We start from the raw sequence: 19429 nt of genomic DNA, 5'->3' as shown, positions 1-19429 counted from the left end.
ATTTTATCGTTTTTTTAACTTAATCACTTACCGGATACTGCGTTGCATCCACCGATTATTCAGGATGCAACGCAATGTTTTTCTCCTCCCTCCATGCACAGCAACGCCTGCTCAGTCATCTCGACTGGCTGGAAGCTGAAGCCATCCACATCCTCCGCGAAGTTGCCGGGCAATGCGGCAACCCGGCGCTGCTGTTTTCCGGCGGCAAGGATTCCATCTGCCTGCTGCGGCTGGCGGAAAAAGCCTTCCGCCCTGGGCGCTTCCCGTTCCCCTTGCTGCATATCGACACCGGCCACAATTACCCGGAAGTGATCGGATTCCGCGACCGCACGGCTGCCGAGCTGGGCGAACGCCTGCTTGTGCGTTCGGTGGAAGACTCGATGCGGCGCGGCACGGTTGTGCTCAAACATGCGGACGAATCGCGCAACAAGCACCAATCCGTCACACTGCTGGAAGCGATTGAGGAATTCGGCTTTGACTGCTGCATCGGCGGGGCCCGCCGCGACGAGGAAAAGGCGCGCGCCAAAGAACGCATCATGAGTTTCCGCGACGAGTTCGGCCAGTGGGACCCGAAAAACCAGCGCCCGGAATTGTGGGATCTGTACAACGCCCGCAGCCACAAGGGCGAAAACATCCGCGCCTTCCCGATTTCCAACTGGACTGAGCTGGATGTCTGGCAATATATCGAACGCGAAAAGCTGGAACTGCCCAGCATCTATTTCGCCCACCAGCGCCCGGTCGTCAAACGGAACGGCGCGATTACGCCCATCACCCATTTGACGCCCGCCAAACCGGATGAGGAAGTCATCAACCTGCAAGTCCGCTTCCGCACCGTCGGCGACATCACCTGCACCGCGCCGGTCGAATCGGACGCGGACACCATTGAAAAGATCATTGCCGAAACCGCCACCACCACGGTCACCGAACGCGGTGCCACCCGCCTGGATGACCAGGCTTCCGAAGCGGCCATGGAGCAACGCAAGAAAGAGGGGTATTTCTGAATGACACATCCGCTAGAAGACCACGGCCTGCTGCGCCTGTTGACCTGCGGCAGCGTGGATGACGGCAAGAGCACCCTGATCGGGCGGCTGCTGTTCGATTCCAAAGTGATCCTGGCCGACACGCTGCACGCGCTCGCCAAGACTTCAGAGAAACGCGGCTTGCAGGATGTCGACCTGTCGCTGCTGACCGACGGCTTGCAGGCTGAACGTGAACAAGGCATCACCATCGATGTGGCTTACCGTTATTTCTCCACCGGCACGCGCAAGTTCATCATTGCGGATGCGCCGGGGCATGAGCAATACACCCGCAACATGGTGACGGCGGCCTCCACCGCCAACCTCGCCATCATCCTGGTGGATGCGCGCAAGGGCGTGCTGACCCAGACCCGCCGCCATTCCTATCTGGCGCACCTGCTTGGCGTGCCGCACCTGTTGGTGGCCGTGAACAAGATGGATCTGGTGGATTACAGCCAACAGCGTTTCGAGGCAATCAAACAGGATTACCTGGCGTTTGCCGAGCAACTGGGCATCCGCGATGTCAACTTCCTGCCGCTGTCCGCCCTCAAGGGCGACATGGTGGTGGAGCGCGGCGACAAGCTCGGCTGGCATCAAGGCCCAACCCTGATGGAGATCCTGGAAACTGCGCCTGGTGCGCAACGCCGCCACGCCGCGCCGTTCCGTTTCCCGGTGCAATACGTCTGCCGCCCACAGGACTCCGCCAATCCGCAACTGCACGATTACCGTGGCTTCATGGGGCGGGTGGAATCCGGCCATCTCAAGGTGGGCGACCGCATCACCGCGCTGCCTTCCGGCCTCAGCAGCACGGTCAAGGCCATTGAACTGGGCGGCGCACCCTTGCAGGAAGCCGAAGCCGAACAATCCATCACCCTGCTGTTGGCCGATGAAATCGACATTTCGCGTGGCGACATGCTGGTGAAAAGCGACGAACCGCCCCTCCAGACCAAGCAACTGGAAGCCACCGTCTGCTGGCTGGCGGAAACGCCGCTGGAACGCACCCGCACCTACCTGATCCGCCACACCACCCGCGACACCAAAGCCAAGCTGACCGGGATTGCCTGGCGGATGGATGTCAATACCTTGGAACGGCAGGAGGCGGCGCAATTGGCGATGAATGATATTGCCCGTGTCAGTTTTAAACTGGCGCAGCCATTGTTTATTGACCCGTATGAAAAAAACCGCAGCACTGGTGCTTTTATCGTGATTGATGAAAGCACCAATAATACGGTCGGCGCGGGAATGGTGACCCTATGAAATAAACACCCATAGCAAATATAGGCATAAGCATTGCAGTTTTTCTTGGTTTGTTCATAAAAGCAATGTCGATATATTCAAGCCCATCATTATTAACCACCTACAGAGGTAATAAACATGGCGTTCAATAAAACCCGTCATTATATTTTGGCGCTGACGCTAGGGCTTGGAACATTGACCAATATTGCTTTTGCAAATGATGTCAAACTGCGTAATGTTTCTTATGACCCTACCCGCGAATTGTATGCAGATTATAATGCTGCTTTCGCCAAATACTGGAAAGAAAAAACCGGGGACACGGTTGCCATTGAGCAATCCCATGCAGGCTCCGCCAAACAGGCGCGCGCCCTGCTGGATGGCCTGGAAGGCGATGTCGCCACCCTCGCGCTGGGTTATGACATTGACTCCCTGTACACCCAAGGCAACCTGCTGTCCAAAGACTGGCAGGCCAAACTGCCGGACAACTCCACCCCATACACCTCCACCATTGTGTTCCTGGTGCGCAAGGGCAATCCCAAAGGCATCAAGGATTGGCCAGACTTGGCCAAAGAAGGCGTCGAAGTTGTCACCCCCAACCCGAAAACCTCAGGCGGCGCGCGCTGGAATTATTTGGCGGCCTGGGGTTACGCCCTCAAGCAACCGGGCGGCAATGACGAAACCGCCAAAGCCTTCGTCAAAAAAATCTTTGACAATGTAAAAGTGCTGGACACCGGCGCGCGCGGCTCCACCACCACCTTTACGCAACGCGGCGTCGGCGACGTGCTGGTGACATGGGAAAACGAGGCTTATCTGGTGCTGAATGAGCTGGGCAAGGACGATTATGAGATTGTCACCCCATCCCTTTCCATCCTGACAGAACCGCCAGTCGCGGTCGTGACACGCTACGCCACCCAGCATGGCACAGAAGAATTGGCGAAAGCTTATTTGGAACACCTGTATAGCCCGGAAGGCCAGGATATTATCGGCAAACATTATTTCCGCCCGCGTGATGCAGCGGCATTGGCGAAATATAAATCCCAGTTTGCGCCAGTTAAACTGTTTACGCTGAATGAATTGTTTGGCGATTGGAGTAAAGCGCAGTCCGTCCATTTCAGCAATGGCGGGACATTTGACCAAATCAAGGGACAATAAATAAAAGCGGAGGCTTATAGGGCCTCCACTTTATTTAGCAAGGGAGAGCAGGATTTATGGCCTACACGCGCACGGCGCATTCCGCGACATCTGGCGTTATCCCCGGGTTTGGCCTTTCACTGGGTTACACGCTGGTTTATATGTCGTTGCTGGTGCTGATTCCCATGTCAGCCATTTTCATCAAGGCCAGCGCACAAAGCTTGCCGGAATTCTGGGCGACCATTACAGCGCCCCCAGTCGTGGCATCCTATCGGGTGTCATTTCTGACTTCACTACTCGCCGCCGCCATCAATGTGGTTTTCGGCTCCTTACTGGCATGGTCGCTGGTGCGCTACAACTTTTGGGGCAAGCGCCTGGTGGATGCACTGATTGACCTGCCTTTCGCGCTGCCGACCGCCGTCGCCGGGATCACGCTGTCCGCACTGTATGCGCAAAACGGCTGGATCGGCAGCCTGCTGGCACCGTATGGCGTCAAGGTCGCCTTTACGCCGTTGGGCATCCTGGTGGCGCTGACATTCATCGGCCTGCCGTTTGTGGTGCGCACCATCCAGCCCATCTTGCAGGACTTGAGCCCGGAATTTGAAGAGGCCGCCGCCACCCTGGGCGCGCGCCGCTGGCAGACATTCCGCCATGTGATCCTGCCCGCCTTGCTGCCCGCCATCCTGACCGGCTTCGCCCTGGCGTTCGCCCGCGCCGTCGGCGAATACGGTTCGGTCATCTTCATTGCAGGCAATGTGCCAATGGTGTCTGAAATCACCCCGTTGCTGATCATCACCCGACTGGACCAATTCGACATCGCCGGAGCCACCGCCATTGCCGCCGTCATGCTTGTGGTTTCATTCATCTTGTTGTTTTTGATCAATGGGTTGCAGCACTGGACAGCACGGCGGAGCAGCTACCTGAGCGGGGAGGATGGCGTATGAGCGGCATGGTTGGCGGCCTGCATGCCCAGCAGCATGGCCAAACCTATTACGAGTCCAACCCGGCGACCCGCGAAGCCCGTTGGGTGAAATGGGGCATCCTGGCAGTGGCGCTGACGTTTTTCGCCCTGTTCCTGTTACTGCCATTGCTGGCGGTGTTCACCGAAGCGTTGCGCAAAGGCTACACGGCGTACTGGGAAGCCATTGCCCAACCCGACACCCTTTCCGCCATCACCCTCACCCTCATCGCCACCCTCATCGCCATCCCGCTGAATGTGGCGTTTGGCGTCACGGCGGCGTGGTCCATCAGCAAATTCGACTTTCGCGGCAAGCAATTGCTCAAGACCCTGATTGACCTGCCATTTTCTGTCTCCCCCGTGGTGGCGGGCCTGATGTACGTGCTGGTGTTTGGCGTCAACGGCTGGTTCGGCAAATGGCTGACCGCCCATGACATGACCGTCATTTTCGCCGTGCCGGGGATTGTGCTGGCGACCGTGTTCGTCACCTTCCCGTTTGTCGCCCGAGAACTGATCCCCTTGATGGAGGCGCAGGGCAATGAGGCGGAGGAGGCGGCGGTGTCGCTGGGCGCTTCCGGCTGGCAGACGTTCTGGCTTGTCACCTTGCCCAACATCAAGTGGGGGCTGTTGTACGGCGTGATCCTGTGCAATGCGCGGGCGATGGGCGAATTTGGCGCCGTGTCGGTGGTTTCCGGGCATTTGCGCGGGCAAACCGTCACGCTGCCGTTGCAGGTCGAGATTCTTTACAACGAATACCAGTTTTCCGCCGCGTTTGCAGTGGCTTCACTGTTGGCCCTGCTCGCGCTGGCGACACTGGCAATCAAGCTCTATGTGGAAAGGAGGACAACATGAAACGTTTTGCCGAAACATTCATCCAGTATTGCCAACGGGAGCGCCATCAGGCAGATGCCGCCCCTACCGCCGGAAGCTGGCTATGCCAATGCTGGCAAGCCATCGGACGCGGCCTGCAATGTCAATGGATGACCTCCTGACCCGCTAACTGAGATACCCATGAGCATAGAAGTCAAACAGATCCACAAACATTTCGCTGCCTTTCAAGCGCTGGACAATGTCTCGCTGGAATTCCCAAGCGGGAAGCTGGCGGCATTGCTGGGGCCATCCGGTTGTGGAAAAACCACCCTGCTGCGCATCATTGCGGGCCTGGAACGTGCGGATAGCGGGCAGATCATCCTCGAAGGCGTGGACGCCTCCAACATGCATGTCCGTGACCGCAAGATCGGTTTCATGTTCCAACATTACGCGCTGTTCCAGCACATGAGCGTCTTTGACAACGTCGCCTTTGGCTTGCGCGTCAAGCCGAAAGCGCTCCGCCCTCCTGAGGCGGCCATCCGCAAGCAAGTCACGGAGCTGCTGGAATTGGTGCAACTGGGCGCGCTGGCCAAACGTTACCCGGAACAATTGTCCGGCGGGCAACGCCAACGGATTGCCCTGGCGCGCGCGCTGGCGGTGCAGCCGCGCGTGTTGCTGCTGGATGAGCCGTTTGGCGCGCTGGACGCCAAGGTGCGTAAGGAATTGCGCCGCTGGCTGCGCCAGTTGCATGACGAATTGCACATCACCTCCATTTTCGTGACCCATGACCAGGAGGAAGCCCTGGAAGTGGCGGACGAAATCGTGCTGATGAACCGTGGGAAAATCGAACAGACTGGTTCGCCGCTGGAGGTCTTCAACCAGCCCGCGACACCGTTCGCCTACAACTTCCTCGGCCCGGTCAACCGTTTTGAAGGCAAATGGTCGCAAGGGGCGCTGCATGCGGAAAGTGGGCGGCTGCCGCTGGCAAGCGCGCCGACGGGCGTGCAGGAAAATGCGCAGGTGGTGGCGTTCGCCCGTCCGCATGAATTGCAGATTATCCCAACCGCACGGCCTGACAATGGCAATGATGGCGTCCCGGCGCATATCAGCCGCATCCTGCCATTCGGGCCAATGACGCGGGTGGAGTTGACGCAGGTGAATTCCAGCACACAATTCTATGAGGTCGACTTGCCTGCCCAGCACATCGGTGCCTTGCAACTGGTGCAAGGCCAATTGGTGCGCCTACTGCCGTTGCAATTGCGGGTGTTTGCCGACGCCACCCAAGGGGGATGACCGTGAATTTCCAGCAACTGCGCATTATCCGTGAAACGGCCCGGCAGAATTTCAACCTGACCGATGTCGCCAACGCGCTGTTCATGTCCCAATCCGGCGTCAGCAAACATATCCGGGAGTTGGAGGATGAACTCGGCGTCGAGCTGTTCATCCGCCGGGGCAAGCGCCTGCTGGGCCTGACCGAACCGGGGCGGGAATTGCTGGCCATTGTCGAGCGGATGCTGCTGGACGCCAATAACATCCGGCAGGCGGCCAAACAGTTCAGCAACCGGGAAGAAGGCTCCCTGACCATTGCGACCACGCACACACAGGCGCGTTATGCGCTGCCGCCAGTCGTCATGCAGTTCAAAAAGCAGTTTCCCAAGGTGCATTTGATCCTGTTGCAGGCGACGCCCGCCGAAATCGCCGTCCTGTTGCAGGAAGGCCGCGCAGACATTGGCATCGCCACGGAATCGCTGGAGAACGCCGCCAACCTGGCGCATTTCCCGTTTTACACCTGGAGCCATATTGCCATTGCGCCTGAGGGGCACCCGCTGGCCGCCAAAGCATTCATCACCCTGGAAGACATAGCGGCCTACCCATTGGTCACTTATGACAAGAACATTACCGGGCGGGCGGTGATTGATGAAGCCTTCAGCAAGGCGGGCATTACGCCGGACATTGTCATGTCGGCGCGGGATTCCGACGTGATCAAAACCTATGTCGAGCTGGGGTTGGGTGTGGGCGTCGTGGCGGCGATGGCGTACAGCCCGCAACGTGACGCCGGGCTGCGCATGCTGGACTGCACGCACCTGTTCGCCGCCAACACAGCCCTGATCGCCGTGCGCTATGGGCATTATCTGCGCGGGTACGCTTACCATTTCATCGAGCTGTGCTCCGCCCGGCTCACGGAGGCGGTCGTCCGCAGCCAACTCAGCAGGGCGGAACAGGCGGAAGCGGGGGATGCTTAGGCACCCCGTCACTACCCATTTTCACTTTCTTTACACATTCCGGCCATTTTTGTTGCCCGATTCAGCCGTAAAGTTACTCCATCGAAAGCTTAAACACTGACACACACTAACATCCACAAGGAGTAATCTTATGAAAATCCAAACCATTTTTTCTGGCGCATTGGTAACTGCCATCCTGTTCGCCTCTTCTGCCGCCTTCGCAGCGCCGCACCACGAAGTGCTCAAGGCCAATACCTACAAACTGGGACAACGCATTGACAGCGGCGTGAAAAGCGGCAAGTTGACCCCCAGCGAAACCCGCCAGTTGCGCACCGAACTGGGCAAGCTCAAGGCAACCATCAAAGCCGCCAACAAGGATCACAAGATCACCAAATGGGAACGCAAAAACGCGGCGTCCAAAGAGCTGGCGTTAAGCAAAAACATCACCAAGCTCGCCAATAACCGGGATGTGGTCAAAAAGTATGGCAATGACAAACACAAACCAGCGCCAGCCAAACAAATGCAACAAGGCAAGCATTTCTAATAACGGGGCTAACTAAAGACAAAAAACCAATCTAATAGGGCTGTGGGGGCTAAGGGGCGACTTGTTTGGGTCGCCCCTTATTTAACGTCCTGAAACCCTTACCGATAAGCCTCAACCGACGGGCAGGAACACACCAGATTGCGGTCGCCATACACATTGTCAATGCGGTTCACGGTCGGCCAGTATTTCGCCGTCGGGCTGACGCCCGCCGGGAACACCGCTTCGGCCTGGGTATAGGGACGTTCCCACGCATTCACCAGATCGTCCAGCGTATGCGGCGCATTCACCAACGGGTTATTGTCAGCAGGCCAGACGCCTTCCTGCACCTTGTTGATTTCCTCACGGATCGCAATCATCGCCTCACAGAAACGGTCAAGCTCCTCTTTCGGCTCGGATTCGGTCGGCTCGATCATCAACGTGCCCGCCACCGGGAACGACATGGTCGGTGCATGGAAACCATAATCCATCAAACGTTTGGCAATATCAGACTCATCAATCCCGGACGCCGCCTTGAGTGGGCGAATGTCAATAATGCACTCATGCGCCACCCGCCCATTCGCCCCCCGGAACAGCACCGGATAATGCGCCGACAGCCGCTGCATAATGTAGTTGGCGTTGAGGATCGCCATCTCAGTTGCGCGCTTGAGGCCCTCCGCCCCCATCAGCTTGATGTACGCCCAGGAAATCGGCAGGATCGCCCCACTCCCATAAGGCGCTGCGGAAACCGCGCCAACGCCATCTTTTAGCCCCTCCCCCCTTGCGGGGGAGGGGTTGGGGTGGGGGGAGGAATCAAGCACAACATGCCCCGGCAGGAACGGTGCCAGATGCGCCTTCACCCCAATCGGCCCCATGCCCGGGCCGCCGCCGCCGTGCGGAATCGCAAAAGTCTTGTGCAGGTTCAGATGCGACACGTCAGAGCCGAACTTGCCCGGCTTGGAAATGCCCACCTGTGCATTCAGGTTCGCGCCATCCATATACACCTGCCCACCGAACTGATGCACGATCCCGCAGATTTCCACAATCTCCTGCTCGAATACACCGTGGGTGGAAGGGTAAGTCACCATCAGGCATGACAAGTTGTCGGCGTGCTTTTCTGCTTTGAGGCGCAAATCCGCCACATCCACATTACCGTTGGCGTCACACTCGACCACCACGACTTTCAGGTTCGCCATTGCCGCTGACGCCGGATTGGTGCCGTGCGCGGAACTGGGGATCAGGCACACATCGCGCTGCCCCTGGCCGATGCTTTCCTGATAACGGCGGATCGCCACCAGCCCGGCGTATTCACCCTGCGCGCCTGAATTCGGCTGCATGGAAATGGCGTCGTAGCCGGTCACTTCGACCAGCCAGTCTTCCAGTTCCTTGATCATGGCGCGGTAGCCCACCGTCTGCTCATTCGGTGCAAACGGGTGGATGCCCGCAAACTCCGGCCAAGTGACCGGTATCATTTCCGCCGTCGCATTCAGCTTCATGGTGCAGGAACCCAACGGGATCATCCCGTGCGCCAGCGAGAAATCCTTGTTTTCCAGCCGCTTGAGGTAGCGCAGCATCTCGGATTCGGAATGGTGGGTATTGAACACCGGGTGGGTAAGGAAATCCGTATCGCGTGCATAAGCTGTCGGGATACCACTGAAATTTTCCGCCACCACTTCGGCATCGAGGGTGGCCACATCCAGCCCATGCCCGTCGCCCAGCAGGATGTCGAACAACTCGGCGATGTCCGCGCCTGTTTTGCATTCATCCACACTGACGCCAATGTTCCCATCCGCACACTGCCGGAAATTCACGCCAGCGCCCTTCCCCCCTTGCAGGGAAAGGGCTGGGGAAGAAACTAGGGTGATCGTGTCGAACCAGGTGTCATCCAGCAGCTCCACACCCTTTTGCCGCAAGCCTTTCGCCAGAATATTGGTCAGGCGGTGGATGCGTCCGGCAATGGCCTTCAAGCCTTCCGGCCCGTGATACACGGCATAGAACGCCGCCATGTTCGCCAGCAAGGCTTGCGCCGTACAGATGTTGGAAGTCGCCTTTTCACGGCGGATATGCTGTTCACGGGTCTGCATCGCCATGCGCAGCGCCTGCTTGCCGTGGCTGTCGATGGAAACACCGATCACGCGCCCCGGCATGGTGCGCTTGAAGGCGTCCTTGGTGGCGAAGAACGCGGCGTGCGGCCCACCAAAGCCCATCGGCACGCCGAAACGCTGCGAGTTGCCAAACACCACATCCGCACCCATCGCGCCCGGTGCTTTCAGCATCACCAGCGCCATCAGGTCGGCGGCAACACACACCAGCGCCTTTTGTTCATGCGCCTGTCGGATCACGGCTGCAATATCCGCCACTGCGCCGGTGGTGCCGGGGTATTGCAGCATGATGCCGAACACTTCGTGCTGCGCCAGATCGGTGTGCGGGTTGCCGATAACCAGTTCGAAGCCGAAATACTGGGCGCGGGTTTTCAGCACATCAATGGTTTGCGGATGCAGCCCCGCGTCCACAAAGAATTTGTCCGTCTTCAGCCGGTTGGAACGCTTGCACAGCGCCATTGCTTCCGCCGCTGCGGTGGCTTCATCCAGCAGCGAGGCATTGGCGATGTCCATGCCGGTCAGGTCAATGACCATCTGCTGGAAATTCAGCAGACCTTCCAGACGGCCCTGGGAAATTTCCGGCTGGTACGGCGTATAGGCGGTATACCAGCCCGGATTTTCCAGCACATTACGCAGAATGACTGGCGGCGTGATGGTGTCGTAATAGCCCATGCCGATGTACGACTTGTTCACCTTATTTTGCATCGCCAGTTGCTTGAGGTAAGCCAGCACCTCGGTTTCAGTGCGGCTCCCGTCCAGCGCCAACGGGGCATTCAGCAGGATGCTGGCCGGAACCGTACTGTGGATCAGCGCATCCAGCGACTCCGCGCCCACGGTTTGCAGCATTTCCTGTGTATCCGCCGCCGATGGCCCGATATGGCGGGCGATGAAATCATCGTGTTGCTCAAGTTCGTACAAGCTTGTCATTCAGTCGTTACCTGTTGGAATGGGGGAATCCCCGTGCAAATTAGTCTTACGCTTCCGCCGCCACTTCTTCGTAAGCTTCAGCATCCAGCAATTCACCCAGCGCGTCTTCGTCATCCACGCGCATGATGAACATCCAGCCGTCGCCATAAGGGTCGGAATTGATCATTTCCGGTGCCTTATCCAGCGCCTCGTTGACATCGATGACGACACCAGGGACTGGCGCATAAACGTCGGAAGCGGCCTTGACGGATTCAGCCACCGCGCAACCGTCTTCCGCGCCGTATTCCGCGCCGACCGTCGGCAATTCGATATGCACCAGATCACCCAGCAGTTCCTGCGCGTGGTCGGTAATCCCCACGGTGACAGTGCCGTCGCCATTGTCACGCACCCACTCGTGGGATTTGGTGTATTTCAGGTCAGATGGAATGCTGCTCATTTGTTGTTACTCCTAAAACTTGATTACAAAACAGATTTGCCATTGCGCACGAAAACCGGCTTCACCACCCGGGCCGGATGCAGCTTGCCACGAATATCGACCTCACAAGTGCCGCCACAATCCGCCGGAACCCTCGCCAGCGCAATCGCCAAACCGAGTGTAGGCGAAAAAGTGCCGCTGGTGGTTTCCCCTTCACCGCCATTACACACAACCTTCATATGGCTGCGCAGCACGCCTTTGCCTTCCAGCACCAAACCAACGAATTTCTGCGCAACACCGGCGGCTTTTTGCGCCTCCAATACCGGGCGGCCAATGAAATCACGCTCTGCCGGTTGCCATGCAATTGTCCAGCCAAGCCCGGAAACCAGCGGGGATGTGGTTTCATCCATATCAGTGCCATAGAGGTTCATCCCGGCTTCCAAACGCAAGGTGTCGCGCGCGCCCAGGCCAATTGGTTTGATTCCCGCCGCCAACAGCGCATCCCAGACTTTTTCTGCTTGGGTGGCGGGGAACATCATTTCGAAGCCGTCTTCGCCAGTGTAGCCGGTGCGGGCAATGAACCAGGAGGCGTCATCCCCCGCCGGTGGGGAAGGGGGAACAAATGCGCCGTAGAACGCTTGCAGCGGCTCGACAATGGCGACTTCATTGGCAGGCATGATGCCCAGGACTTTGGAACGGGCATTGGGGCCTTGCACAGCAATCATCGCCAGGTCATCACGTTCGGTCAGGGTGGCGTCGAAACCGGCGATCTGCTGTTGCATCCAGGCAATATCTTTTTCACGGGTAGCGGCATTGACCACGATGCGCCATTGGCTATCGGTGATGAAATACACGATCAGGTCGTCGATCACCCCGCCCTGCCCGTTCAGCATGCAGCTGTACAAGGCTTTGCCGGATTCTTTCAATTTGTCGACGTTATTGGCCAGCAGGCGTTGCAGGTAAGCCTTGGAACCGGCTCCGCGCAGATCGAGGATGGTCATGTGCGACACATCGAACATCCCGGCGTCATTGCGCACCTGATGATGTTCCTGAAGTTGCGAGCCGTAATGGATGGGCATTTCCCAACCAGCAAAATCGACCATTTTGGCACCGGCTTGCAAATGTTTGGTGTAAAGGGCAGTTCGTTGCATATTTTCCTCCCGGTTCAGGCATAAAAAAAGGGCGGCAGACCGCTTGATCTGCCGCCCCTCTGTCCTTCTACCTGAGAGATTCCTTGTTACCCCCCTTCCCCAACCCTTCCCCCGCAAGGGGGGCAGGGGGCAGAGCATCAAGTTACTACCCTTCGGTGAGCGCGTCCGCGCTGCTCTCCAGAGTCAGATATAGCACTGCCAGTCCTTTTGCCTGAGCGTTTCCGGGCGGAATTGCGCCTTCGGCGGCCGCTACATGGGCGGCGCTCTCCTGCCAGCTTATTACTGAACCGGGCGATTGTAGCGGATGCAGTGCAGCAACAGAAGCGAAAACATGGAAAAGATACTTTTTTATCAAAAAAGGCCTAATAACTATTATCACTAGTTCTTTTTATGAAGATTTTAAGAATATAATTCTTTCCTAATAAACTTATGTGCGCCAATCTGAGAGAATATCCGCCTCACTATTGGCTCTGGAAAGGAGAACAACAACCATGCACACGGGTAAAAGCAAGGGCCGCAATGTCATCATCATGTTTGCGACACTCATGCTGTTCTGGCTGATGCTGAACGGCAAACTGGACACTGATGTCCTGATTGTAGGCGCTGCCATCTCCCTCATTATCGCGCTGTCATACCGTAACGGCCTGTCATTCTTCACCGAATTCCGTTTCACTCCCGCCGCCATCGTGGCTGGCTTTTGTTACTACGGTTACTTTTTCAAGGAACTGTTCAAGTCCAATTTCAAGCTGGCCGCCATTGTGCTGACGCCGTCCCTGCCGCTCAACCCCGCCATCGTCAAGGTGCGCACCAAACTGAAAACCCGCATGGGGCGTTTGATGCTGGCCAACTCCATCACCCTGACACCGGGCACCTTGAGTGTGGAACTGGAGGGCGAATGGCTATATGTGCACTGGGTGAGGATGGAGGCCGACGATATTGAGGAAGCCACCGCGCACATTGTCAGCGGGTTCGAGTCCTATCTTGAGGTGATGTATGGTTGATGTGCTGATCATGCTGGCCGCCGGTATCGCCGGAGCCGCATTCCTGCTGGCGCTGGTGCGTTTTGTGCGTGGCCCGTCGCGGATGGACCGGGTGGTGGCGTTTGACGTGCTGACCGTCATCGCCATCACCTTCATCGTGCTGGCGGCGCTGCTGGAAAACCGTGGCGTCTACCTGGACGCAGCGCTGGTGTACGCGCTGCTGTCATTCCTCGGCGTCATTGCCGCCGCCCGCTATCTGGAGGGCCGTTTCTAATGGAACCAATACTCGACATGGCTGGCGGTGCGCTGCTGGTGGGGGGCGCATCCTTCCTGCTGTTTGGCGGGCTGGGCCTGGTGCGGATGCCGGACATTTACAACCGTATCCAAGCTGGAGCGAAAACCACCACGCTGGGCACGTTGTTGACCCTGGCCGGAGCCGCCTGCCTGCAACCGGCATGGGGCTGGAAACTGCTGCTGATCGGCGTTTTCCTGATTTTCACCAACCCGGTTTCCGCGCAAGTCATCGCCAGCACGGCCCATCGCCGGGGCGCTGCGAAATCCCCGCTGACCAAGGTTGACCGGCTGGCCGAAGACCAGGAGGGAAAATCATGAGTATGGTATTGCTCGCCATCGCCGCACTGCTGGTGGTGGCCATGCTGGGTGCGGCGTGGATCACGATCCGCGCCAGACGGGTCGCCACCGCGATGTTGGCGGCGGGGCTGGTCAGCCTGTTTGCCTCCGTCATGTTCCTGTTCCTGGCTGCTCCTGATGTAGCCATGACTGAAGCGGCTATCGGCAGCGGCCTGACCACCTTCCTGTTCTTCTTTGTGCTCGGACGGGTGCGGGGAGGCAGCGATGATTAGGAATTTTGCCGTTTTCCTGCTGCTGCTGGGGCTGGCGGGGATCTTCGCCCATTTGTTGCAGGGTTACGTTCCGGCCACTGAACTCAACCAGACCGCCCGCTATTACGCGGAACATACCGCGCAGGATCTGGGCGCGGCCAATATCGTCACCGCCATTGTCGTCACCTACCGGGGGCTGGACACGCTCGGGGAAGTGACCGTGCTGTTCCTGGCTTCCACCATCATCGGCATGGTGCTGTCGCAAGGCCACAAACGCCACCGCGCCCTGCAACGCAAGCTGTCGCCATCCGGCGAATTGTTAACCACTGGCAGCCGTTTGCTGGTGCCGTTGATCTTGCTGTTCGGTGCATATGTGTTTGTGAATGGCCATTTGACGCCCGGCGGCGGCTTCCAGGGCGGTGCCATTCTGGCGTCAGCGGCGCTGCTGCTGCTGTTGACTGACCCGCTCAAACGCTTCAGCCACACGCTGATCGCTGTGCTGGAATCCATTTCCGGGCTGGTGTTTGTCGGGGTCGGCGTGCTGGGGCTGCTGCTGGCGGGCGGCTTTTTGGACAACCGCATCCTCCCGCTGGGCGAGTTCGGTGCGCTGCTGTCCGCCGGAGCCATTCCGCTCATTTACAGTTTCGTCGGCCTGAAAGTCGGCGCGGAATTCACCTCAATGCTGACCAATCTGGCAGAAACGGAGAAATCATAATGGACTGGATTGCAATGGCCACCGGCTTCATCCTGATCCTGATGGGGCTGTATGGCGCGCTGACTGACCGCAATATCCTGCGCATCATTGTGTCGTTTACGGTCGCCGACACCGGCGTGAACTTGGTGCTGGTGGCGGTGGGCTACATGCGCGGGCGCACCGCGCCGATTCTGGACAAGGCAGTCCCTGTCGCCGACGCGGCCACCCGCATTATCGACCCGGTGCCGCAGGCTTTGGTGCTGACCGCCATCGTCATCGGCCTGGGCGTCACCGCCATGATGCTGACCTACGCCTACAAGCTGCATGAAGAAAAAGGCACGCTCGACATCTCCAAATGCAGGGATCTGAAATGGTAAGCCCAATCTACATCATCGCCGCCGGGCTGGGTGGCGCTTTCCTGCTCGGCCTGTTGCCCAACAAATGGCGGACGCTGGCTTACGCCGTCACCCTGGCCGCACTGGCCGGGATGGCGTGGATCGCGGGAAGCTGGTTGTATGCGTTCGCCGTGAATGGTGCCGCCAGCGTGGAGATTTTCACCGCAGGCACACAGCCGCCGTTCGCCATCAATTTCCGCGTCGGGTTGCCGGAAGCCGCATTGGCCCTGCTGACCACGCTGGTTGGGCTGCACTCCGCGCTGTACATGAAAGACACCCTGTTCAAACAGGGGCGGCAGGCGATGGCGGTGCTGCTGATTTTCGTCATGGCGCTGTGCGGGGTGGTGTTCACCCGCGACGTGTTCAACCTGTTCGTGTTCATGGAGCTGACCGTGATCGCCACCGCTGGGCTGGTGCTGTTGTCGGCTGACCGGCGGGCGCTGGGGGCGGGTTTCAAATACCTGATCGTGTCGCAAGTGGTGTCCATTTTGATGCTGGTGGGGATCATTTTCCTGTATCACGCCAGCGGCACGCTCAATATCGACGACATGGCGGCGGCGCAAGCCAGCCTGTTGCAAGGTGGGGCGATGGCGTTCTTCCTGCTGTTCATTGCCGTGCTGGCGGAACTGAAACCGTTCCCGGCCAATGGCTGGGGGCTGGATATTTACGAATCCGCACATCCTGCATTCTCCGCCATTTTCTCAACAGCGACTGGCGGTGCCACCATTTATGCAGCAGATAAACTATTGCAGATTGGCGGTGATGTCTGGCTGCCTGCGGCAACCGCTATCGGCATCATTACGTTTGTCGCCGCCAATATTTTCGCACTGGTGCAAACCAATGACCGGCGCCTGCTGGGTTACTCCTCCGTTGCGCAGATCGGCCTGATCCTGACCGTGGTGGGGCAACGCGACATTCTGGGCGATGCTTACTATTTCATTGCAGGCGGTATTTTGCTGGCGCATGCAGTTTCCAAAGCCGGGCTGTTCTGGCTGTCTGGTTTGGTGGTGAAACGTGAATTGACCGACTGGGCAGCGTTGCGGAAACAACCGGTACTGGTGTTTGCATTTGCCACCTTCATTGCCCTGCTCACCGGGCTGCCCCCCTTCCCCGGCTTCTATGCGAAATGGGATCTGGCGCATCATCTGGCGGCAGATGGGCGTTTGTGGCTGCTGGGCCTGATTCTGTTCGGGGCTTTGGTGGAAGCAGCCTACCTGTTCCGCTGGTTTGGTTATGCCGTCAAACGTGAAGCCGATGAATCCGGTCTGGCTTGGCAATCCGGCAAGGCGGACATTGCTTTCAGTGCAGTGATCGTGGCGTGGCTGCTGGCGTATCTGTGGGGTCACTTGTCCGGTCACGGCAACCTGCTGCATGCAATTCCATTGCTGTTTGCACTGCTGTTCCTGCCGCTGGATTGGCTGCCCGCGAAACTTAAAAACGTGCTGGCGATTGGCGGGTTGGTGTATTGGTTCTACCTCAATTATCCGGCCTATGACCCGTTGCAACTAATCTTTGCGGCGGTGATGCTGCCGGGTGGGGCGCTGATCCTGCTGGCCAGTTTCCAGACGCAAAAGAAACGGGTGGGCTTTTATCCATCCACCATGCTGATGTTTGCAGGGTTGGCGATGTTGATCAACGCGCAGACTTCATTCGACTTCTTTGCGGCCTGGGAACTGCTGACAGTAGGCTCTTATTTCCTGATCCTGCGCGGTAAGCATTCCGAACCACATGCGCTGTCTTATCTGGTGTTCTCACTGGGTGGTGCCTTCATGATCCTGGCCGGGTTTGCCCTGGCAGCACAGGGAGCACCTGAGTTCAAACTGGCCGCGCTGGCACAAGTCGCACAACAACCACTGGCACCATGGATTTTCGTCCTGCTGGCTGTCGGTTTCATGACCAAGACCGCAGCGGTAGGCGTGCATATCTGGCTACCCGGCGCACATGCCGAAGCTGAAACCGATGTTTCGCCGATGGTGTCCGGCATCCTGTTGAAAGCGGGTCTGTTCGGCCTGTTCATGTTGCTGATCACCATGGGCAAGCAACAGCTTTACGGGGTGGAACTGACCCACGTCATGCTGTGGATCGGCGCGATTTCCGCTCTGGTCGGCAACCTGCTGGCGATTTTCCAGGAAGACGCCAAGCGCCTGCTGGCTTACTCTTCCATCGGCCAGATGGGTTACGCGGTATTCGGTCTGGCACTGATGAATCATCTGGGCTGGCTGATGGCGTTGATGTTCGTCATCAACCACTATATTTACAAGTCCATGCTGTTCCTGTCAGTTGGCGGCATCGCTAAACGTACCGGCACACGCCTCATGTATCGCATGGGCGGGCTGATCACGTTGATGCCGCTCTCTTTCATTGCTGTGCTGGTTGGTATTATCGCGGTATCCGGTGTGCCACCACTGTCCGGCTTCGGCGGGCGCTGGATTTTCTACAACGCAATCATGAGTGCGGAATACCGCCTACCGATGGTGATCATTTTCCTCGCCGGGCCTATTGCCTTCCTGTACCTGTTCCGCCTGATCCATACTGTGTTCCTGGGGCAGTTGAAGGATGAAATGCGCAAGATCAGGGAAGCGCCCTTCTGGATCATTCTGCCGCAGATGATTTTCGTCGCCGCCCTGATTGCATTTGCACTGGTTCCTGGTGTCGCCCTGCACAAGGTGGATATCTACATGTCGCAGTTCTTTGCAGGCAGTGGCGGCCTGAGCTGGGAAGGCCTGACCATCACCAGTCAGTATGGTTACTGGAGCCCGATCAGCATTATGCTCGTGATCATCGCGATTTTCGTCACGCTGTTCGTCTGGCTGCTGATCGTCAACCGCAAGGCGCAAAGGGTCAAACAGTTCAATATCGTGTTTGCGGCTGAACGCCCGTACCGCCCGGAAACCACCCATTTTGCGTGGAACTTCTTCGCCCCCTACCGTAAGGCGATGGGCTTCATGACCGAGCCGCTGGTCACGCGCTTCTGGGGAGCCGTATCGGAGCTGCTGCATTCAGCTGCCGATATCCTGCGGCGTTTCTATACCGGCAATGGCCAGACCTATGCAATTCACTTGCTGGCCTTTGTCATCATTGTGTACGTGCTGTGGATGGGGCCAAGATAATGATGGAATCACTCATGGACTTTAACTGGATGCGCATTCCGTGGGCGCTACTGACAGTCTTCATCGTCTTCAACTACGGCTTTCTGATGACCGCGCTGATCCAGAAAATCGCAGCCCGGGTCGGGCGTCGGCATGGCATTCCGGTCTGGCAGAACTATGTCGATCTGATTAAGAACTATGCGCTGCGCACCTCCATTACCCACGGTGTCATGTACTACCTGGGGCCGGTGTTCCGCTTATCTGGCGGGGTTGGGTTGCTGCTGTTCGTACCGACCATTTACGGCTCGGAAATGTTCAGCAACTTCTCGTTTGCAGGCGACCTGATCCTGGCGCTGTACTTTGTGTTCTTCGGCACCTTGGGCATGGCGCTGGGTGCTGCGGAAAGTGGTCACCCCTACGCAGCCATCGGCATTACCCGCGGGCTGTCACAGATGACAGCGGCGGAACTGCCATTTGCACTGGCGGTGTTTGCCGTGGCACTGCAATACCAAACGCTGTCAGTGACCGAGATTGTGGCGGCACAACAAGGCAGCATTCTCAACTGGACAGTGTTTACCAACCCGTTTGCCGTGGCAGCAGCGATGCTGTCGTTCCTCGGTTCCATGATGCGCCCGCCATTTGACGTGGTGCTGGCACCGCAGGAAATTCCGATTGGCCCACCGACTGAATACCATTCTTCGTTCCTGGCGCTGATGCAGACCAACCGTGCGCTATTCCCGGTGGCCAAGATCGTGGTGTACATGAACCTGTTCTTTGGTGGCGCGGCCAGCTGGCCGGTGCTGTTCCTGAAAGTGTTCCTGCTGTACATGGTGTCTGCCATCGTCGGCGTGGTCTTCCCACGTTTTCGGGTGGAACAATCAATCCGCTGGTTTTTGATCTGGGCGGTGCCGCTGGGCATTCTCGCCGTAGTATTGGTGTAA

General features: G+C 58.0%; 20 protein-coding genes and 1 riboswitch. Of the genes, 17 read left to right on the top strand and 3 right to left on the bottom strand.

Features of this window, described 5'->3' with window-relative positions; genetic code table 11:
- Positions 1 to 74: 74 nt before the first annotated feature.
- From cysD to VSS37_RS12080, 9 genes are all read left to right on the top strand, one after another.
- On the top strand, positions 75 to 1001 hold the full coding sequence (cysD, locus tag VSS37_RS12120) for a sulfate adenylyltransferase subunit CysD (RefSeq protein WP_324695582.1): 927 nt from the start codon (positions 75 to 77) through the stop codon (positions 999 to 1001).
- A complete protein-coding gene (gene cysN / locus VSS37_RS12115; RefSeq protein WP_324695581.1) occupies positions 1002 to 2273 on the top strand; it encodes a sulfate adenylyltransferase subunit CysN in 1272 nt (423 codons plus the stop codon).
- A 117-nt stretch (positions 2274 to 2390) separates the two neighbouring features.
- Positions 2391 to 3404, top strand: a complete 1014-nt coding sequence (locus VSS37_RS12110) for a sulfate ABC transporter substrate-binding protein (RefSeq protein ID WP_324695580.1) — start codon at positions 2391 to 2393, stop codon at positions 3402 to 3404.
- A 56-nt stretch (positions 3405 to 3460) separates the two neighbouring features.
- Positions 3461 to 4327 carry a sulfate ABC transporter permease subunit CysT gene (gene cysT, locus VSS37_RS12105; protein WP_324695578.1) on the top strand — a complete coding sequence of 289 codons (867 nt, stop codon included), beginning with the start codon at positions 3461 to 3463 and terminating at the stop codon, positions 4325 to 4327.
- Positions 4324 to 5193 carry a sulfate ABC transporter permease subunit CysW gene (gene cysW / locus VSS37_RS12100; protein ID WP_445971482.1) on the top strand — a complete coding sequence of 290 codons (870 nt, stop codon included), beginning with the start codon at positions 4324 to 4326 and terminating at the stop codon, positions 5191 to 5193. The genes cysT and cysW overlap by 4 nt, the downstream gene beginning before the upstream one ends.
- Positions 5190 to 5333 (top strand): hypothetical protein, encoded by a 144-nt coding sequence (locus VSS37_RS12095; protein WP_324695577.1) that lies wholly within the window; start codon positions 5190 to 5192, stop codon positions 5331 to 5333. The genes cysW and VSS37_RS12095 overlap by 4 nt, the downstream gene beginning before the upstream one ends.
- A gap of 19 nt (positions 5334 to 5352) precedes the next feature.
- Positions 5353 to 6444 carry a sulfate/molybdate ABC transporter ATP-binding protein gene (locus VSS37_RS12090; RefSeq protein WP_324695575.1) on the top strand — a complete coding sequence of 364 codons (1092 nt, stop codon included), beginning with the start codon at positions 5353 to 5355 and terminating at the stop codon, positions 6442 to 6444.
- 2 nt (positions 6445 to 6446) lie between these two features.
- Positions 6447 to 7394, top strand: coding sequence for a CysB family HTH-type transcriptional regulator (locus VSS37_RS12085; protein WP_324695573.1), 948 nt, complete (start codon positions 6447 to 6449; stop codon positions 7392 to 7394).
- 130 nt (positions 7395 to 7524) lie between these two features.
- On the top strand, positions 7525 to 7917 hold the full coding sequence (locus VSS37_RS12080) for a hypothetical protein (protein WP_324695571.1): 393 nt from the start codon (positions 7525 to 7527) through the stop codon (positions 7915 to 7917).
- Positions 7918 to 8015: 98 nt separating this feature from the next.
- On the opposite strand, the gene gcvP is transcribed toward VSS37_RS12080, so the two are convergent.
- From gcvP to gcvT, 3 genes are read right to left on the bottom strand one after another with little or no spacing between them, the layout of a single operon-like run.
- The gene (gcvP, locus tag VSS37_RS12075; protein ID WP_324695569.1) at positions 8016 to 10922 is read right to left on the bottom strand and encodes an aminomethyl-transferring glycine dehydrogenase; all 2907 of its coding nucleotides are present in this window, start codon (positions 10920 to 10922) and stop codon (positions 8016 to 8018) included.
- A gap of 46 nt (positions 10923 to 10968) precedes the next feature.
- Positions 10969 to 11358 carry a glycine cleavage system protein GcvH gene (gene gcvH, locus VSS37_RS12070; protein ID WP_324695567.1) on the bottom strand — a complete coding sequence of 130 codons (390 nt, stop codon included), beginning with the start codon at positions 11356 to 11358 and terminating at the stop codon, positions 10969 to 10971.
- A gap of 23 nt (positions 11359 to 11381) precedes the next feature.
- The gene (gcvT, locus tag VSS37_RS12065) at positions 11382 to 12488 is read right to left on the bottom strand and encodes a glycine cleavage system aminomethyltransferase GcvT (RefSeq protein ID WP_324695565.1); all 1107 of its coding nucleotides are present in this window, start codon (positions 12486 to 12488) and stop codon (positions 11382 to 11384) included.
- Between the two features lie 189 nt (positions 12489 to 12677).
- A riboswitch (glycine riboswitch) is annotated at positions 12678 to 12769 on the bottom strand.
- Between the two features lie 210 nt (positions 12770 to 12979).
- Here gcvT and VSS37_RS12060 point away from each other — a divergent pair.
- Genes VSS37_RS12060 through VSS37_RS12025 form a run of 8 tightly spaced genes read left to right on the top strand, consistent with a single transcriptional unit; the run spans position 12980 to position 19429 of the window.
- Complete coding sequence (locus VSS37_RS12060; protein WP_324695563.1) at positions 12980 to 13489, top strand: Na+/H+ antiporter subunit E; 510 nt, start codon at positions 12980 to 12982, stop codon at positions 13487 to 13489.
- Complete coding sequence (locus tag VSS37_RS12055; RefSeq protein ID WP_324695561.1) at positions 13482 to 13742, top strand: monovalent cation/H+ antiporter complex subunit F; 261 nt, start codon at positions 13482 to 13484, stop codon at positions 13740 to 13742. The genes VSS37_RS12060 and VSS37_RS12055 overlap by 8 nt, the downstream gene beginning before the upstream one ends.
- Complete coding sequence (gene mnhG, locus VSS37_RS12050; protein ID WP_324695560.1) at positions 13742 to 14080, top strand: monovalent cation/H(+) antiporter subunit G; 339 nt, start codon at positions 13742 to 13744, stop codon at positions 14078 to 14080. The genes VSS37_RS12055 and mnhG overlap by 1 nt, the downstream gene beginning before the upstream one ends.
- Positions 14077 to 14331 carry a hydrogenase subunit MbhD domain-containing protein gene (locus VSS37_RS12045; RefSeq protein ID WP_324695558.1) on the top strand — a complete coding sequence of 85 codons (255 nt, stop codon included), beginning with the start codon at positions 14077 to 14079 and terminating at the stop codon, positions 14329 to 14331. Before mnhG ends, VSS37_RS12045 begins: the two co-directional genes overlap by 4 nt.
- The gene (gene mbhE, locus VSS37_RS12040; protein ID WP_324695556.1) at positions 14324 to 15025 is read left to right on the top strand and encodes a hydrogen gas-evolving membrane-bound hydrogenase subunit E; all 702 of its coding nucleotides are present in this window, start codon (positions 14324 to 14326) and stop codon (positions 15023 to 15025) included. The genes VSS37_RS12045 and mbhE overlap by 8 nt, the downstream gene beginning before the upstream one ends.
- A complete protein-coding gene (locus tag VSS37_RS12035) occupies positions 15025 to 15381 on the top strand; it encodes a sodium:proton antiporter (protein WP_324695554.1) in 357 nt (118 codons plus the stop codon). The genes mbhE and VSS37_RS12035 overlap by 1 nt, the downstream gene beginning before the upstream one ends.
- Positions 15375 to 18509: a proton-conducting transporter transmembrane domain-containing protein gene (locus tag VSS37_RS12030; protein WP_324695552.1), complete on the top strand. Its 3135-nt coding sequence runs from the start codon at positions 15375 to 15377 to the stop codon at positions 18507 to 18509. The genes VSS37_RS12035 and VSS37_RS12030 overlap by 7 nt, the downstream gene beginning before the upstream one ends.
- Positions 18509 to 19429, top strand: coding sequence for a respiratory chain complex I subunit 1 family protein (locus VSS37_RS12025; RefSeq protein WP_324695550.1), 921 nt, complete (start codon positions 18509 to 18511; stop codon positions 19427 to 19429). Before VSS37_RS12030 ends, VSS37_RS12025 begins: the two co-directional genes overlap by 1 nt.

The organism is Candidatus Thiothrix phosphatis (genome assembly GCF_035668035.1).
Lineage (GTDB): Bacteria > Pseudomonadota > Gammaproteobacteria > Thiotrichales > Thiotrichaceae > Thiothrix > Thiothrix phosphatis.
This window is presented reverse-complemented; position numbering and strand designations above follow the sequence as displayed.

Excerpts from the sequence above, each read along its gene's own strand:
- cysN (WP_324695581.1), top strand. The coding sequence starts at position 1,002 with ATGACACATCCGCTAGAAGACCACGGCCTGCTGCGCCTGTTGACCTGC.
- VSS37_RS12035 (WP_324695554.1), top strand. The coding sequence starts at position 15,025 with ATGGACTGGATTGCAATGGCCACCGGCTTCATCCTGATCCTGATGGGG.
- gcvH (WP_324695567.1), bottom strand. The coding sequence starts at position 11,358 with ATGAGCAGCATTCCATCTGACCTGAAATACACCAAATCCCACGAGTGG.
- VSS37_RS12095 (WP_324695577.1), top strand. The coding sequence starts at position 5,190 with ATGAAACGTTTTGCCGAAACATTCATCCAGTATTGCCAACGGGAGCGC.
- VSS37_RS12030 (WP_324695552.1), top strand. The coding sequence starts at position 15,375 with ATGGTAAGCCCAATCTACATCATCGCCGCCGGGCTGGGTGGCGCTTTC.
- gcvT (WP_324695565.1), bottom strand. The coding sequence starts at position 12,488 with ATGCAACGAACTGCCCTTTACACCAAACATTTGCAAGCCGGTGCCAAA.
- VSS37_RS12045 (WP_324695558.1), top strand. The coding sequence starts at position 14,077 with ATGAGTATGGTATTGCTCGCCATCGCCGCACTGCTGGTGGTGGCCATG.
- VSS37_RS12110 (WP_324695580.1), top strand. The coding sequence starts at position 2,391 with ATGGCGTTCAATAAAACCCGTCATTATATTTTGGCGCTGACGCTAGGG.
- mnhG (WP_324695560.1), top strand. The coding sequence starts at position 13,742 with ATGGAACCAATACTCGACATGGCTGGCGGTGCGCTGCTGGTGGGGGGC.
- cysW (WP_445971482.1), top strand. The coding sequence starts at position 4,324 with ATGAGCGGCATGGTTGGCGGCCTGCATGCCCAGCAGCATGGCCAAACC.
- VSS37_RS12025 (WP_324695550.1), top strand. The coding sequence starts at position 18,509 with ATGATGGAATCACTCATGGACTTTAACTGGATGCGCATTCCGTGGGCG.
- VSS37_RS12090 (WP_324695575.1), top strand. The coding sequence starts at position 5,353 with ATGAGCATAGAAGTCAAACAGATCCACAAACATTTCGCTGCCTTTCAA.
- gcvP (WP_324695569.1), bottom strand. The coding sequence starts at position 10,922 with ATGACAAGCTTGTACGAACTTGAGCAACACGATGATTTCATCGCCCGC.
- VSS37_RS12060 (WP_324695563.1), top strand. The coding sequence starts at position 12,980 with ATGCACACGGGTAAAAGCAAGGGCCGCAATGTCATCATCATGTTTGCG.
- mbhE (WP_324695556.1), top strand. The coding sequence starts at position 14,324 with ATGATTAGGAATTTTGCCGTTTTCCTGCTGCTGCTGGGGCTGGCGGGG.
- cysD (WP_324695582.1), top strand. The coding sequence starts at position 75 with ATGTTTTTCTCCTCCCTCCATGCACAGCAACGCCTGCTCAGTCATCTC.
- VSS37_RS12055 (WP_324695561.1), top strand. The coding sequence starts at position 13,482 with ATGGTTGATGTGCTGATCATGCTGGCCGCCGGTATCGCCGGAGCCGCA.
- VSS37_RS12080 (WP_324695571.1), top strand. The coding sequence starts at position 7,525 with ATGAAAATCCAAACCATTTTTTCTGGCGCATTGGTAACTGCCATCCTG.
- cysT (WP_324695578.1), top strand. The coding sequence starts at position 3,461 with ATGGCCTACACGCGCACGGCGCATTCCGCGACATCTGGCGTTATCCCC.